14 protein-coding genes are annotated in these 13,841 nt (G+C 41.8%); all 14 read right to left on the bottom strand.

The features are described from left to right. Positions 1–3 precede the first annotated feature (3 nt). The 14 genes from V6B33_RS09435 to fliM all read right to left on the bottom strand — a co-directional run bounded on the left by V6B33_RS09435 (position 4) and on the right by fliM (position 13,825). A complete protein-coding gene (locus V6B33_RS09435) occupies positions 4–450 on the bottom strand; it encodes a chemotaxis protein CheW (RefSeq protein ID WP_334217490.1) in 447 nt (148 codons plus the stop codon). Between the two features lie 12 nt (positions 451–462). Then, entirely contained in the window at positions 463–2,511 is a 2,049-nt protein-coding gene (locus tag V6B33_RS09430) for a chemotaxis protein CheA (RefSeq protein WP_334217489.1), read from the bottom strand. A 15-nt stretch (positions 2,512–2,526) separates the two neighbouring features. Further along, the gene (locus V6B33_RS09425; protein ID WP_334217715.1) at positions 2,527–3,636 is read right to left on the bottom strand and encodes a protein-glutamate methylesterase/protein-glutamine glutaminase; all 1,110 of its coding nucleotides are present in this window, start codon (positions 3,634–3,636) and stop codon (positions 2,527–2,529) included. A gap of 1 nt (position 3,637) precedes the next feature. After that, on the bottom strand, positions 3,638–4,471 hold the full coding sequence (locus tag V6B33_RS09420; protein ID WP_334217714.1) for a MinD/ParA family protein: 834 nt from the start codon (positions 4,469–4,471) through the stop codon (positions 3,638–3,640). A 13-nt stretch (positions 4,472–4,484) separates the two neighbouring features. Further along, complete coding sequence (flhF, locus tag V6B33_RS09415) at positions 4,485–5,636, bottom strand: flagellar biosynthesis protein FlhF (RefSeq protein ID WP_334217713.1); 1,152 nt, start codon at positions 5,634–5,636, stop codon at positions 4,485–4,487. Positions 5,637–5,641: 5 nt separating this feature from the next. Next, positions 5,642–7,678 carry a flagellar biosynthesis protein FlhA gene (gene flhA, locus V6B33_RS09410; protein WP_334217488.1) on the bottom strand — a complete coding sequence of 679 codons (2,037 nt, stop codon included), beginning with the start codon at positions 7,676–7,678 and terminating at the stop codon, positions 5,642–5,644. Positions 7,679–7,699: 21 nt separating this feature from the next. Next, positions 7,700–8,782 (bottom strand): flagellar biosynthesis protein FlhB, encoded by a 1,083-nt coding sequence (gene flhB, locus V6B33_RS09405; RefSeq protein ID WP_334217487.1) that lies wholly within the window; start codon positions 8,780–8,782, stop codon positions 7,700–7,702. 1 nt (position 8,783) lies between these two features. Further along, positions 8,784–9,560 carry a flagellar biosynthetic protein FliR gene (gene fliR, locus V6B33_RS09400; RefSeq protein ID WP_334217486.1) on the bottom strand — a complete coding sequence of 259 codons (777 nt, stop codon included), beginning with the start codon at positions 9,558–9,560 and terminating at the stop codon, positions 8,784–8,786. A 4-nt stretch (positions 9,561–9,564) separates the two neighbouring features. Continuing rightward, on the bottom strand, positions 9,565–9,834 hold the full coding sequence (fliQ, locus tag V6B33_RS09395) for a flagellar biosynthesis protein FliQ (RefSeq protein ID WP_334217485.1): 270 nt from the start codon (positions 9,832–9,834) through the stop codon (positions 9,565–9,567). Positions 9,835–9,847: 13 nt separating this feature from the next. After that, on the bottom strand, positions 9,848–10,513 hold the full coding sequence (gene fliP, locus V6B33_RS09390; protein ID WP_334217484.1) for a flagellar type III secretion system pore protein FliP: 666 nt from the start codon (positions 10,511–10,513) through the stop codon (positions 9,848–9,850). Beyond that, positions 10,506–11,165: a flagellar biosynthetic protein FliO gene (locus V6B33_RS09385; protein ID WP_334217483.1), complete on the bottom strand. Its 660-nt coding sequence runs from the start codon at positions 11,163–11,165 to the stop codon at positions 10,506–10,508. The genes fliP and V6B33_RS09385 overlap by 8 nt, the downstream gene beginning before the upstream one ends. Before the next feature lie 23 nt (positions 11,166–11,188). Next, on the bottom strand, positions 11,189–11,551 hold the full coding sequence (locus V6B33_RS09380; protein WP_032088822.1) for a response regulator: 363 nt from the start codon (positions 11,549–11,551) through the stop codon (positions 11,189–11,191). Between the two features lie 86 nt (positions 11,552–11,637). Next, a complete protein-coding gene (gene fliY, locus V6B33_RS09375; protein ID WP_334217482.1) occupies positions 11,638–12,840 on the bottom strand; it encodes a flagellar motor switch phosphatase FliY in 1,203 nt (400 codons plus the stop codon). Then, positions 12,830–13,825, bottom strand: a complete 996-nt coding sequence (gene fliM, locus V6B33_RS09370; RefSeq protein WP_334217481.1) for a flagellar motor switch protein FliM — start codon at positions 13,823–13,825, stop codon at positions 12,830–12,832. Before fliM ends, fliY begins: the two co-directional genes overlap by 11 nt. Between the last annotated feature and the right edge of the window lie 16 nt (positions 13,826–13,841).

Raw genomic sequence — 13,841 nt, 5'->3', positions numbered from 1 at the left:
CTCCTATAATGATTGAAGAATCTTGTCCAGATGGAGCAGGATAAGTAATCTTCTGTCCTGTTTGACCACACCGCCGATATACTCTGCCTCCATCACACCAACAACTTCAGGAGGTGGTTCGATGCTGTCCTTTAAAACATCAAGTACATCATTTGCAGCATCTACAATCAATCCTACTTCTTTATCATCGAGACCTGCTATGATTATCCGTGTGTTTTCGGAATCTTCACAGCGCGGCAATTCAAATTTGGATCTCAGGTCAATAATCGGAGTCACGACCCCTCGCAAATTAATGACACCTTTAACATAATCAGGGGTTTTAGGCACTCTTGTAATATACTGCAGTTTCTCGATTGACCGCACTTGATTAACAGGAATGGCGTATTCTTTATCCGCCAGTTGAAATACGATTAGTTTAAGGTCTTCAGTTGATACTGTCATTTCACTCATTGCCTTTTCCTCCTATTTAATTAATGCATTGCAATCTACGATCAACGCAACTTGTCCATCACCAAGAATTGTGGCACCTGAAATGGCGAATACATCTGTCAAATAATTCCCCAGTGATTTTAAGACGATCTCCTGTTGGCCAATGAAGGAGTCAACAACGAGACCTGCCATCTTTTCACCTTTTCGAACAATAACAGTTGAATAGAATTCTTCTTCAATTGATTCTTTCGGCACTTCGAACACATCTTCAAGGAAGACAAGCGGTACTACTTTCCCTCTGAAATCGATCACTTTCTGATTATGAGTCTTCATGATATCGTCTTTCTTCACGATGGCTGTTTCGATAATAGAAGATAAAGGTACTGCATACTTCTCTTTCTCGATTTCAACCAGCATAACTGAAATGATCGAAAGAGTTAATGGGAGCTGAATGGAGAACAGCGACCCCTGTCCCTCTGTGGAATCAATGGTGATGGATCCACCAAGAGATTCAATTGTGGCTTTAACGACATCCAGCCCCACCCCTCTTCCGGAAATGTCCGAAATCTGTTCTGCCGTGGAAAAACCGGAGGCTAAAATTAATTCAGATATTTGTCTGTCTGACAGAGTGCTTGCCGTTTCTTCACTAACGATCCCTTTTTGGATGGCTTTTTCCAAAACCCTCTGTTTGTTGATTCCTGCACCATCATCTTCGAGTTCAATAAACACATGATTTCCACTGTGATACGCTATTAGCTTGACAGTTCCCTCTTCAGCTTTTCCATTCTTCAAGCGCATTTCCGGTTTTTCAATTCCATGGTCAATCGCATTCCGGATCAGATGAACCAGCGGGTCCCCAATCTCATCGATTACTGTTCGATCCAGTTCAGTTTCAGCACCGATAATTTCGACATTTATTTTTTTATTCAAGTCTCGGGCTAGCTGGCGCACCATACGCGGAAAGCGGTTGAAGACCGTTTCTACGGGAACCATTCTCATATTGAGAATGATATTTTGTAAATCACCGGATATACGGGTCATTCTCTCTACGGTGTCATTCAACTCCGGATTATCAAGATCCCTTGATATCTGCTCAAGCCTTCCACGGTCTATGACCAGCTCCTCAAACAAATTCATCAAGATATCCAGGCGTTCGATATTTACCCGAATCGTTTTATTAGAGGAGGTGGACCTTGTTGATTCTTTGGAAGATTTCGATTCTTTAACAGGCTTTTCTTCTACAGAAGTGTTCACTGCCTTTCCGTCAGGCTTTTGCTCTACTACTTTATGTACGGTATTCTGACTTTGAATGATCTCAGGAGTAATTTCGGATACGTTGACCCTTTCAACTTCCGAAACTTTCATCACTTTTTTTTCAATGTCGGTAGAACTTTCAGTCGTTACGATTGTAACGGTAAAAGTTTGATCGAACTGTTCTTCCTCGAGCTTATCTACTGTCGGTACGGACTTTATCACTTCCCCGATCTTTTCCAACACTTCAAACACCATATATACCCTCGCAGCTTTAAGAAGACAATCTTCCCTTAATGATACGGACAATTCAAAACAGTGCATCCCCTGTTCGTATGATTGTTCGATCACTGTCTGTTCAAACGCTTCGTATTTAATGGCAGCATCTTTCTTGTCTGAGACTGCGGCTGCTGTTTCTTTTTCGGCAGGAGATTGTGAAGACGGGATACTTTCACCATTTTCAATTGCTTGCAGCAGCGTGACAACTTCTGTTACATCCTTTTTCCCATCCCCTCCATTTGCAATGGATAGGACCATTTCTTCAAGATCATCCACTGATTTAAATACTACGTCCAAAATTTCAGGTGAGACGAATATCTTTTCATTCCTGATCCCATCCAGTACATTTTCCATCTTGTGAGTGAGGTTTGCCAGATCCTCGTAACCCATTGTGGCAGACATCCCTTTTAAAGTATGAGCTGCACGGAAAATCTCATTTACGATAGTCAAATTATCGGGACTTTTTTCAAGTTCGAGTAATTGTTCATTGCAGGTCTGTAGATTTTCTTTACTTTCTTCTATAAACACTTCTAGATATTGACTCATTTCCATATGCTCCACGCCTCTCTACATCATGTACTTCATAATCGATTGAGCGATTTCATCCACATTTACAACTTCATCTGAAAGATTTGCAGCTATCACCGATTTTGGCATTCCATAAACAATACAAGAATCGGGTGACTCTGCGATCGTCTTTACAGTGCCATATTCCTTAATTTTCTTAACTCCTTGTGTACCATCAGTACCCATTCCTGTCATAATAACAGCGATTTTATTGTAATCATCTATTATTGAGACTGATTCAAAAAGAACGTCCACAGAAGGACGATGCCCGTTTCTTGGCTCTTCTTCTTTAGTCAAATGCACTTTCAAGATTGTTTCAGACTGCACTATTTTCATATGGTATCCGCCTGGAGCGATATAAGCAGTCCCATCTTGGAGGACTTCTCCCTGTTCTGCTTCTTTTACCCGAATGCCCGAGATCGAGTCCAAACGGTCTGCCAATGATTTTGTGAACCCCGCAGGCATATGCTGTACGATAAGCACGGGGGCTTTTACAGAAGAAGGCAGTTCCGTCAGCACATGCTGCAATGCCCTCGGACCTCCTGTAGAAGTTCCGATCAAAATGATCTTTTTCTTATGATTGTCATAGAAATCAAGTGAAGAACTTCTTGATGTAACGTGATCTGCTTTTTGGGGAATGTCTACCTTTTGACATTCTTTATTTGAATCAAAATCAATTGAAGTCGTGCTTTTCAACAGTTTAGTGATTGACACTTGACTGGCTGATAACACTTTTTGCACGATTTCATCTTGAATTTTATGCAGATCAAGAGATATCGTACCTGAAGGTTTGGCGATAAAATCAACTGCACCAAGCTGAATCGCCTTCAAGGTTTCTTCGGCACCTTCTTTGGTAGTGGAAGAAAGCATGACGACAGGTACAGGACATTCTGACATTATTCTTTTTAAAGCTTCTATCCCATTCATCTTGGGCATCTCAACATCCAGGGTTAAGACATCGGGTGAGAGTTTCATTATTTTTGCTATCGCATCTTCCCCATTACGGGCAATCCCTGCAACCTCCAGCTGATCGGAAGTTGAGAGAAAATCGCTGATCAACTTTCTCATAAATGCGGAATCATCGACAATAAGTACTTTTTTCTTCACGATCTTACCTCCTGAAAAATAAGTTCTTAATGTTTTTCAGAAACGAAGGTTTCTTCTCCTGGCCCGCAATATTTTCAGTCTCCGAAAGAAAATTGCTTGCAAGAGTGTGTAAGCTCATCGTAATCGGTGCACGTGGAAAACTTCTTATCAAAGGTGTCTGCTGACTGACTGCTTTTCTCACGGCAGGATCTTCAGGCAGAATTCCCAAAGGGGTGACCTCTTTACCTAAAAATTTCCTTATTGTTTCTTGCAGTCTTTTAATCGTTGCCATTCCTTCCTGGCGGTTCTCAGCCCGATTACATACAAGGTAGAACTCCTTCTCCTCATCCCTGAGATGAATATATTTCATCATTGAATAAGCATCTGTTATGGAAGTCGGCTCCGGAGTGGTCACTACCATGATTTGTTCCATCGTTAATAGAAAATCCAATGTTTCTCTAGTGGCCCCTGCTCCCATATCGAAAAATATCACATCATACCTTAGAACCAGATAGTCCATCGCTTCGAAAAAACGTTGTATCTGTTCTTCCTTCCATTCTACTATACTCTTAAGTCCGTTCCCGGCACTGATATAGGATATCCCATGAACGTTTTCACATATGATGTTTTCTATTTCCGGCTCTCTGCCCTCAATATAATCCATAATTGAGTATTTATGATGACTGCCTAATAAGATGTGGATATTCCCCATTCCGATATCCATGTCAAACAGGAGGACCTTTTTATCTGCTTCACCCATTAATATTGAAAGATTGGTAGATATATTGGATTTCCCCACCCCTCCTTTACCACTGACAATGCCTATCGTTTTAGCAGGAGTTGTAGAGTTTAAAAGCATCTTTTGCCTTAAATTATACGCCTGATCTTTCATGGCTGAACCCTTTCAGAAGTAATTCACTGATGTAATCAGCGTCCACTTCGGTTATATCTTCAGGAACATCCTGACCTGTCGTGATATAGGCTATACCTGTCTTTGTCTCTTTGAGGATATTGACCATTGAGCCATAGGTTGATGTTTCATCCAACTTAGTGAATATGAAAGCATTGATCTCAATGGCAGAAAATTGTGTGATGATTTCTTTCATATCATCTTCTTTGCCAGTCAATGATAATACAAGAAAGGTTTCCATGTCCCGCTCGAAATCTATAACCTTGTGAAGATCATCAACAAACTTCTTTTCCCTGAAATTCCTGCCGGCTGTATCGATGAACACATGGTCGAAATCTCTAAACTTGTGAATTGCCTTTTTGTAGTCTTCCAGCTTATAAACGACTTCAACGGGAACATTCAGAAGACCGGCATACGTTTTTAATTGTTCGATTGCCGCTATCCTGTAAGTGTCTGTTGTGATGAAGCCGATCTTCATTCTTTTTTCAATTACTGCTTCAGCTGCCATTTTTGCCAGGGTGGTCGTTTTCCCCACACCCGTCGGTCCGATCACATTGATGTACTTCTTCTTGTAACTCATACCGCTCATGTTTACCTCGCTGACAGCATCCTTCAGGAATCGCTTTGCTTCAATCAACAGGATTTCTGTGCCCTTCTGACCGGAAGACTTAAAATATCCTTGCAGGTGATCTCCCGCCTGTAACAGAAGGGACTCATTTATTCCTTGAATCTGTAAATGAAGCAATATTTCTCGAATAGAAGAATCATATCTTTCGAATTGACTGCTTGATGTAAAAGATGCGATCATTTTCTTCAATTCCTTCAACTCTTGTTGAACAGAATTTTCACTTTTCAGCTGTTGTTTCCGGTGTTCATCTTGTTTGAAAGAAACCGATTTTGATGCATCAGGCTGTGAACGCAACCTCTTCATTTCTGCTTTTTCATTCTCAATCCCCGGGTCGATGGCTGCAATGACTTCCACCATTCTTTTCTTGAATAAACCGAAAACACCACCGGAATCCATTACTTTCGAATTTAATATTACCGCGTTTTCTCCGAGTTCATTCCTGACTTTTTTCATTGCTTCATTCATCGTAGGAGCTACGTATTTCATTACCTTCAATCCACATTCACCACCCCAACACTTTGTACTTCTACATTTGCTTCTAATTCGTTATAGGACAGAATCGGCACTTGCGGGAAATACCTTTCTGTTATTTGTCGTACATACATCCTTACAGCAGGAGAACATAAAATGATTGGTGATTCTTCCATCAACGACAATTGTTCTACCTGAGAGGCAATGGACTCCAGCACACGCTGTGACTCGCCCGGATCCATTGATAGATAATTGCCATGCTCTGTCTGCTGAATGGAGTCCGCAATGAGCTTCTCCACTTTACCGGACATGGTTACCACTTTAAGTGAACCGTTATCCTGGACAAATTGATTCGTGATCTGACGTGCAAGAGCCTGTCTGACATACTCCGCCAGCAAATCAGTATCAGAACTCATTTTCGAAAAGTCAGCCAGTGTTTCGAAGATGATCGGGAGATTGCGTATGGACACATTCTCTTTCAATAACTTGGCCAGAACCTTCTGGATTTCTCCCACTGACAATGGGTTCGGGGTTACCTCTTCTACCAAAATAGGATAAGACTCCTGAAGATGATCAATTAATTGTTTTGTCTCCTGTCTGCCCAGCAGCTCATGTGCATTTGTCTTGATTACTTCTGTTATATGAGTGGAAACTACAGATGGGGGATCGACGACCGTGTATCCGAATATTTCCGCCTGTTCTTTCATATCCTCTGATATCCATTTTGCCGGAAGACCGAATGATGGTTCGATTGTATCAATGCCTTCAATCGAATCATCTTCAACACCAGGACTCATCGCTAAATAATGATCGAGCAATAGTTCACCCCGTGCCATTTCATTCCCCTTGATTTTCAATCGATACTCATTTGGCTGCAGTTGGATATTATCTCTTATTCTAACAACCGGTATGACTAAACCCAGTTCAATCGCCAGCTGTCTTCTTATCATCACGATCCGGTCAAGTAAATCCCCTCCCTGATTTGTATCGGCAAGCGGGATCAGACCATAGCCGAATTCAAATTCAATAGGATCAACATTAAGAAGATTAACTACACTTTCAGGGCTCTTCATTTCATCTGTTTCTACCTCTTCTTCCATGGCTGCCAATTCTGTTTCGCTTTCGGCGGGGGTGCGTGAAAGCATATATCCTCCAAATGCCATTGCAGCGGCAATGGGAATGGTCAAAATATCGTCAATCGGTGTAGCCACGCCGAGCATGAAAATAGTAAAGGCTGCCACGTAAAGCATATATGGGTAGGCCAATAGCTGCTTCATGATATCTTGTCCAAGGTTTCCTTCAGAAGCTGCCCTGGTGACTACTATACCTGTTGCTGTCGAAATCAATAAAGCAGGTATCTGACTGACAATCCCATCCCCGACAGTGAGAAGTGAATAGCGTGTTGCAGCTTCACCGATCGGGAGTCCCTGCTGTGTCATTCCGATGATAATCCCAAAAATCAAGTTGATCATGACAATGACGATTCCGGCGATTGCATCTCCTTTTACGAATTTAGAGGCCCCATCCATAGCCCCGTAAAAATCTGCTTCCCTGCTTATTTTATCCCTGCGGTGCCTCGCATCGTGTTCTGATATCATCCCTGCATTCAAATCCGCATCGATACTCATTTGCTTCCCGGGCATCGCATCCAGGGTAAACCTTGCCGCTACTTCAGATACACGTTCTGATCCTTTTGTAATGACAATGAACTGTATAACGATCAGAATGACGAACACCACAAGTCCCACTAAAACATTTCCTCCGACTACGAACGTTCCAAAGGTTTCCACAACGCCCCCCGCTTCTCCTTTACTGAGAATTGATCTCGTTGTGGAAACATTTAGACCCAATCGAAATAGTGTAAGCAGCAGTAACAGTGATGGAAATATGGAAAATTGAAGCGGTTCATTCATATTCATAGAGGTTAGGAGCACTAAAAGAGCAAGTGAAATATTAATAATGATCAGTACACTTAACATCCATGACGGGAACGGGATGATAAGCATAGCTACAATCAATATGACACTGGCTAATACGGATAAATCTCTTGCTGACATACAATTTCTCTCCTAACATTCTTACAGTTTGTTTTTGATTCGATATACATAGGCCAAGATTTCTGCAACAGCTTTAAAAAATTCTTCCGGGACTGTATCCCCGATCTCAGCCGCATCGTATAGTGATCTCGCCAGTGGTCGGTTCTCCACCATCACAACATCATTTTCTTTGGCAATGTATTTAATCTTTTGAGCCAGATAGTCGACTCCCTTGGCAACGACATATGGAGCGTCTTTTTTATCTTCATCATATTTCAAGGCAATGGCAAAGTGAGTGGGATTGGTAATCACTACATCCGCCTGCGGGACTTCCTGCATCATTCGGCGCATTGCCATTTCGCGCTGCCTTTGCTTTATTTTTGATTTGATTAAGGGGTCTCCCTCGATGTTCTTATGTTCATCCTTCAAATCCTGTTTGGACATCCTGATATTCTTTTCAAAATCATACTTTTGATAAAGATAATCGAAGACCGATAAAAATAATAGTGCCAAAGATGCGGCTATCCCCATTTGAACGGCAAGTTTGGCCATTGTGACCAAAGAATCGCCTACTGATTTAAAAGATAAACTCAGTACTTCTTCTATATTCATCCAAAGAATGACAAACGTGATGGCTCCTATAAAAGAAATCTTCAAGATGGACTTCAGAAGCTCTACTATCGCCCTCATCGAAAAAATCCGTTTAAATCCCTTGATGGGATCTATTTTTTCCAATTTCGGCTGCATTGGCTCGGTAGTGAACATGACTCCCACTTGAATATAATTGGCAATGATCCCGGCAAGGAGTGCCACCAGCATAATGGGTCCAAGCAGCAGCGCCATTTCTTTCATGAGATCCATTGTGATGACCTGGACTGTATTTTCAGTAAGCTCCATCAGCATATACTCCTGAAAGGAATGACGAAATAAATCAAATACAATATTTCCAATGTATGAAGCACCGAATGTCATAAACAAGAACACCGCAAGAAGGATGATAGCTGTGTTCACATCCTGGCTTTTTGCAGTTTGTCCTTTCTTTTTAGCATCCTCCCTTTTCTTTGGGGTTGCCTTCTCGGTTTTCTCACCACTGAAGAATTGTAAATCCAAAGATATCCACTGCACTTTACAAGCCTCCAATTAACTTCATTAAATCTCTCATCGATACAAACATCATCTCGAATAACTGCTGCATAACCGCGAACATGACTCCCATTACGATAAAGAGAACAATGAATGAAACAGCAATTTTGATCGGGAACCCTACTACGAATACATTTAGCTGGGGCACGGTCCTCGCAACGATACCCAGAGCAACATCAACCAGAAAGAGAGTGGCTACGACCGGGATGGACATTTGAAATGCGATGATGAACATGGAGTTAAATGTTTTCACTACATATTCGACGAGTAATTCATCGCCGAATGGAATCCAGGGACTGTCAATGGGAATCAGGCGATAGCTGTAAAAGATACCGTCAAGAATCAAGTGATGGCCATTCAATGCAAGCAGTAATAAGAGTGAAAAAGTGTATAAGTACTGCCCCATCAAAGGGCTTTGGGCACCCGTCTGGGGATCGATGACATTTGCAATTGCAAAACCCATTTGAAAATCAATAAACCCTCCTGCAATTTGGATGGCGGAAATGATCATGTATGCGACAAACCCGATCAACAGGCCGACCATTGCTTCTTTCATGACCAGCAGAAAGTACTGTCCATTGATCTCAAACGCTTTCGATTCAACCGTATAATACATCACCCATGATAGGACCAATGAAAACGCAACTCGATGCTGCGCAGGTATATTTCGGTATGAGAATAAAGGCATTGTGACAAAGAATGCAGAAACTCTAACAAATACCAATAAAAAGACCGATAATACAGGTACAAGATCTGCCATTCTATTAACCTACAAACCTAGTTAAATCAGAAAAGATCTGTGATGAGTAGGTGACGATTTTCGTCAGCATCCATGGTCCAAAAAAAACAATTCCGATCAATACAGCAACGATCTTAGGAATGAACGCTAGTGTTTGTTCCTGAATTTGGGTAGTCGCCTGAAAAATACTCACGATCAGCCCGACGACAAGGGCAAGTACCAGCAAAGGACCTGAAACAATCAAGGTAACATAAATTCCTTGTTCAGCTAATGCGATAACAGATTCAGCATTCATAAAGCTCACCTACTTAAAAACTTTCTAATAGAGATTTAACGACTAAGTACCAGCCATCCACCAATACAAAGAGCAAAATCTTAAACGGTAAAGAAATCATAACCGGTGGAAGCATCATCATTCCCATCGACATCAAGACACTGGCAACCACCATATCTATAACAAGAAAAGGGATGAAAATCATGAAACCGATTTGAAAAGCTGTTTTGATCTCGCTCAACGCAAACGCCGGTACAAGAGAAGTCATTGGTATATCCTTAATGGATTCCGGTCTGTCGGCTCCGGAATAGTTCAGGAAAAGTTCCAGATCCTTCTGTCTTGTATGTTTACTCATGAACTCTTTAAATGGGATCGATGCTTTCTCATATGCTTCTTCAAGGTTTATTTCTTCATTAAAAAGCGGTGTCAACGCTTCTTCGTTGACCTCTTGAAATGTCGGAGCCATAATGAAGAACGTAAGAAACAAAGAAATACCGATCAACACTTGATTAGGCGGCATCTGCTGAGTTGCGAGTGAAGTCCTTACAAATGAAAGGACAATCATGATTCTTGTAAAAGAAGTCATAAGAATAAGAATACTTGGGGCCAAGGATAGAACCGTAAATAATAATAATAATTTTACACTGGTAGAGACAGAATCCGCGGGACTGCCATTAAAAAACTCCATGAATTCATTCATCTGTATGGTTCTCCTTACCCTTTAAATCCTTTAGCATCTTCTTTCTTCCTTTACTTATTTCCTCCAGCTGCGACTTAAGATGCGACTGAAAGGAGTTAGGTGCTGTTGTATTTTCAGGACTGCCTTTTACTTTCGTCAGCAAATTTGCAAACAGCATCTTTGGATCCCTCAACTGCTCCGTTCCACTATTATAATAAGCAAGAATCTCTTCTTTCTCTTTTTCATCCTGAACCTCTTTTAATAGCTGAATGTCTTCACCGACACCAAGAACCAGTACCTGATTTCCGACTTTGACGATCTGCACTGACCGGTTTCCCCCAAGCGGAGCACCGCCAAGATGATTGATCATTTTTGTCTGCTGAAACGACCGGCTTTTCTGATTGATGAATTTCAAAAGAAAATAAATTAGTGCTACAACAAAGATCAAAGCAGCGATCATTTTCACATAATCAAGAAAGGTGACAGCCGGCGCTTGGTTTTCTATAGGTTCATCCTTCGATGAAGATGGATCCGCTTGCTTCTCACCATCCTGTTTTTCCGGCTCTTCATACCAATCGTCCACAGAATTCATACCGGCAAGTGCTGTTGAAGCTCCAGCACTCACCATTATGAATAGTAATAGAACACATACCACTAGTTGAAACTTTTTCAATTCATACACCTTCTTAATGACTGTTAACTTAAAGCTTTCTGGATCGCTTCAATTACCCGGTCAGCCTGGAATGGCTTGACAATGAAGTCTTTTGCTCCTGCTTGAATCGCATCGATTACCATCGCCTGCTGGCCCATTGCCGAACACATGATGATTTTCGCACCCGGATCCATTGCTTTGATATCCTTCAGTGCTGCTATACCGTCTTTTTCGGGCATTGTGATATCCATTGTCACAAGATCAGGCTGAACTTCTTTGTACTTCTCAACAGCCTGTGCACCATCCGCAGCCTCACCCACAACTTCAAAACCATTTTTCGTCAATATATCTTTAATCATCATTCGCATAAATGCTGCATCATCAACAATTAATATTTTATTTGCCATCGCCGTCATCCTCCATCTTTCTAATTATTTACCCAGGCTCTTTACTCATACGTTGATGTTTACCATATGGTATTTTAATAGAGCGTTTATCTAAGTTTGTTCAATCGATCACTCGGACTGACGATATCCGTGATACGGACACCGAAATTCTCGTCGATTACAACCACTTCCCCTTTGGCAATCAATCTGCTGTTTACTAATATATCAACAGGTTCACCTGCTAGTTTATCCAGCTCGATGATTGACCCCGAGGACATCTCCAGGATATCTTTTACTGAACGGTTCGTTCTCCCCAGCTCTACTGTTACCTGTAAAGGAATATCGAGGAGCATGTCCAGATTCTTTGTTTCTTGCTGACCGAGCTCTGCCGGTTCAAAATTTGAAAATGTAGCAGGCTGAACATTTACTTGCTGTTGACCGGAATAACTATGCCCACCATAGTGCTGAGGGGATGTTTGCTGCTGACCGGAATGTGCAGGGGCAGCCGCTTGAGCAGCACCAATGAATTCACGTGAGGCATCTTCCTGCACATGACTCTTTTGCGGAGGCACAGCCGGTTCATGAGACATTTCCTGTCCGGCTGTATCTTCTTCCTGCGGCACGCTGCCTCCACCCATCAACTCATCCACAAGGCTTTTGGCAAACCTTAAAGGAAGCAGCTGCATAATACTTGAATCGATAAGCTCCCCTATTTTCAGGGAGAATGATACCTTAACCAACAAATCCTGATCCGGTATATTTTCCTGTCCCTCCCCATCCGGAATATACATTAAGTCCACAGATGGCGGTGAAATATCAACTTTTTTACTAAACACGGTCGACATTGATGTAGCTGCCGAACCCATCATTTGATTCATCGCTTCCTGGACTGCGCTCAGCTGGATTTCACCGAGTTCCCCGGATGGGTCCAGCCCGTCTCCGCCCAACATTAAATCAGCAATAATTGAGGCATCTGATTGTTTGATCACTAACAGGTTTGCACCTGAAAAACCTTCTGTATATTTAACCTCTATTGCAACGTATGGATGAGGAAATTCATCCTCTAAGGAATCTTTATTCACAATGGAAACTCTAGGGGTGGTAATTTCAACTTTTTGATTAAGTAAGGTTGATAAAGCTGTTGCAGAGCTTCCAAAAGAGATATTCCCTATCTCACCCAAAGCATCCTGTTCCATGGAACTGATGTAATCTTCTATGTTCATTTCGCTGTCATCCTGCTCATCAGGCTCTGCAGAACCTCTAAGCAGAGCATCGATTTCATCTTGTGATAACATATCATCACTCATCATCGTCGTCTCCCCCCTTCAATCCTTCTATTATTTGAATCGCCAGTCTGTTATTTGCTTTTCCAGGCTGTGCAGTGAACTTTGGAATCTCACCGACTTTAATGGTTAGCGGATCATCGATTCTGGCATTCAACTGTATGACATCTCCATTATCAAGCATCAAGAAATCTTCTATCGATATTTCAGAATTACCAAGCTCGGCGACTAATGGTACGTACGCTCTTTTGATTCTTTTCTCCAGATTAGCAGCTTCTTGAGGCTTGATATCTTTTTTCTTTGATTCCATCCAGTAGCTTCCGGACAGCTTAGGAAGAATCGGTTCCAATACTACATGTGGAATACATATATTGATCATCCCGGTCGTTTCCCCAATTGTAGTATTTAACGAAATGACCACAACCGTTTCATTTGGGGACACCATCTGCAGGAATTGCGGATTGACTTCAAACTCAGCGAACACCGGATCAATATCCACCACTGTGCTCCAAGCTTCGCTTAAGTTTTCAAAAGCGCGCTCGAATAACTGGGACATGATGGTAGTCTCAATTTCTGTAAGGTTCTCCACTTTATTCACACTTACACCTTTTCCACCCATCACACGATCCATCATCGAATAAGCGATGTTTGGATTTATTTCCATAAGAATCCTTCCATCCAATGGAGGAAGTTCATACACATTTAGAATCGTCATCTTTGGAACAGAACGAATAAACTCCTCATAAGGAATCTGATCAGCGGATGCGACATTAATCTGGACATACGTGCGCAGCTGAGCAGAAAAATACGTTGTTAAAATTCTGGCGAAATTCTCATGAATGCGCGTTAAACTGCGAATCTGGTCTTTGGAAAATCGTAAGGCCCTCTTGAAATCATAAACCTTAACTTTTCTTTCTTCTTCTTCCTTCTTAAAATCATCGGCACTCATTTCACCCGTATTCAATGCCGATAACAGGGCATCTATTTCACTTTGTGATAATACATCTGCCATATCTCTTCACCCCCAG

Source organism: Mangrovibacillus sp. Mu-81, from assembly GCF_036867415.1.
GTDB lineage: Bacteria > Bacillota > Bacilli > Bacillales > Bacillaceae_B > Rossellomorea.
Note: the sequence above shows the minus strand (reverse complement) of the source record. Positions and strands in the feature narration are given on the sequence as shown.

Excerpts from the sequence above, each read along its gene's own strand:
- V6B33_RS09435 (WP_334217490.1), bottom strand. The coding sequence starts at position 450 with ATGAGTGAAATGACAGTATCAACTGAAGACCTTAAACTAATCGTATTT.
- V6B33_RS09430 (WP_334217489.1), bottom strand. The coding sequence starts at position 2,511 with ATGGAAATGAGTCAATATCTAGAAGTGTTTATAGAAGAAAGTAAAGAA.
- V6B33_RS09420 (WP_334217714.1), bottom strand. The coding sequence starts at position 4,471 with ATGCTTTTAAACTCTACAACTCCTGCTAAAACGATAGGCATTGTCAGT.
- flhF (WP_334217713.1), bottom strand. The coding sequence starts at position 5,636 with ATGAAATACGTAGCTCCTACGATGAATGAAGCAATGAAAAAAGTCAGG.
- flhA (WP_334217488.1), bottom strand. The coding sequence starts at position 7,678 with ATGTCAGCAAGAGATTTATCCGTATTAGCCAGTGTCATATTGATTGTA.
- fliR (WP_334217486.1), bottom strand. The coding sequence starts at position 9,560 with ATGGCAGATCTTGTACCTGTATTATCGGTCTTTTTATTGGTATTTGTT.
- fliQ (WP_334217485.1), bottom strand. The coding sequence starts at position 9,834 with ATGAATGCTGAATCTGTTATCGCATTAGCTGAACAAGGAATTTATGTT.
- fliP (WP_334217484.1), bottom strand. The coding sequence starts at position 10,513 with ATGAATGAATTCATGGAGTTTTTTAATGGCAGTCCCGCGGATTCTGTC.
- V6B33_RS09380 (WP_032088822.1), bottom strand. The coding sequence starts at position 11,551 with ATGGCAAATAAAATATTAATTGTTGATGATGCAGCATTTATGCGAATG.
- fliY (WP_334217482.1), bottom strand. The coding sequence starts at position 12,840 with ATGATGAGTGATGATATGTTATCACAAGATGAAATCGATGCTCTGCTT.
- fliM (WP_334217481.1), bottom strand. The coding sequence starts at position 13,825 with ATGGCAGATGTATTATCACAAAGTGAAATAGATGCCCTGTTATCGGCA.